General features: G+C 66.8%; 1 protein-coding gene. It reads right to left on the reverse strand.

The window, feature by feature from the left end; translation table 11 throughout:
- Window positions 1-305: 305 nt before the first annotated feature.
- Window positions 306-1,352, reverse strand: coding sequence for an IS110 family transposase (locus tag AB0O89_RS15025; RefSeq protein ID WP_363499278.1), 1,047 nt, complete (start codon window positions 1,350-1,352; stop codon window positions 306-308).
- Window positions 1,353-1,495: the final 143 nt, after the last annotated feature.

Consider the following 1,495-nt stretch of genomic DNA (forward strand, 5'->3'; position numbering starts at 1 on the left):
ACAGCTGATATGTGACTGATCCTTGTCAAGTGGCAGGGGAAAGAGCACCCGGAGTGATCGAGCTCCGGGTGCTCTTTCGTTGGGTCGGCGGTGTCACGTTCGAGGGTGACGAGCGTGTCGTTGGCGACGCGCGGTCAGACTGATATGCGCGGGTTGGTTACCGCAGGACGTGCTTTTCGGCTGGAGCGGGACCGCTTGTCTAGAGTCGAGCGTCGCCTGGTGGGCTGCTCATAGCTGTATCGCGGGTCGCTCCTCGCGGTGCCGTCATCGTCGTCGTGGCCGCCACCGACCGGTCGGGTCGGCTGTCAGTCGGGCATGACGGCCAAGGACCAGCACCAGCCTGCGAGTTCGCGGGCGACGGCGACGTTCGCGATCACGGGACGCTTCTTGCGGGTGGTGAACTGTTGCCACTTTCGATGCAGCCGATGGTTGCCGGCATCGCCGCGAGCGACGGCGATGCCGGGGGCTTGGGCCCATCGGGTCTGCATGACCGCGCCCGGACGATACGGTTTGCGGTGATGCCAGGCCGCTTCGACGAGCAGACGGCGGGCGTGGGTGTTTCCGGTCTTGGTGATCGAGCCCTGCACCCGAGACTGCCCGGAAGAGAACTCGGACGGCACCAGCCCGAGGAACGCGCCGATCGTTGACCCGGTGAATCTGTCCCAGTCGCCGATCTCGACCGCCAACGCGAACGCGGTCAGCGTGGAGATCCCGCGCAAGCAGCCCAGCCGCCGCACCGTGCCCGAATACTCGCTGCTGGCCGCCATCTGCTCGATCAGCTTGTCCAGGCGATCCTTGCGGGCTCCAACTTGCTGGACGGCTTCGTAGTCCGCGTCGAACGCAGCCTGCAGGCCAGGATGCTCGAATCGGTGTCGGCGCAACCATGCGTCGTGCGCACCCGTCCACGCTTTGCCGTCGTAGATGATCCCGTGTCGCAGCAACAGCTTCGAGAGCCGGTGCCGCGCAGCCATCAGCTCGCCGCGATTGTCCTCACGGGCGCGGACCAGATCTCGCGCGGTCTCTTGCTCGATCGATGGCACCCGGACCGCGACGATCTCGTCCAGCCGCAGCAGCCGCGCCAGATGCAACGCGTCCCGCGCGTCCGTCTTGACCCGGTCACCGGTCGGTCGTTGCAGCTTCGACGGCGCCGCGACCAGGCACATGACCCCTGCCGCCTCGAAGAGCCGCGCCAACGCGAACCCCGTCGGACCGGCCTCGTAGGTCACCGTCGTCGGCTGCGGCAAGGAGCGCACCCAGGCCACGACGCCGGCAGGGTCGTACCCGAATCGTCGCCGGATCACCTCACCGGTCCGCTCATCGATCGCGGCTGCGACCACGCTCCGCGCGTGCACATCCAGCCCGACGCTCGTACGCTGAGAACTCAACTGGGGCCTCCATTCGCCTGTCGGATAGGCCAGCCCCCACAGGCTGGCAACCCACGCTTACGCGAATCGAGGCCCCAGCCTCAAGAGGACCGAAGGCTCATATCGTCTAG

Source organism: Microbacterium sp. NPDC076895, from assembly GCF_040687115.1.
Taxonomy (GTDB): domain Bacteria; phylum Actinomycetota; class Actinomycetes; order Actinomycetales; family Microbacteriaceae; genus Microbacterium.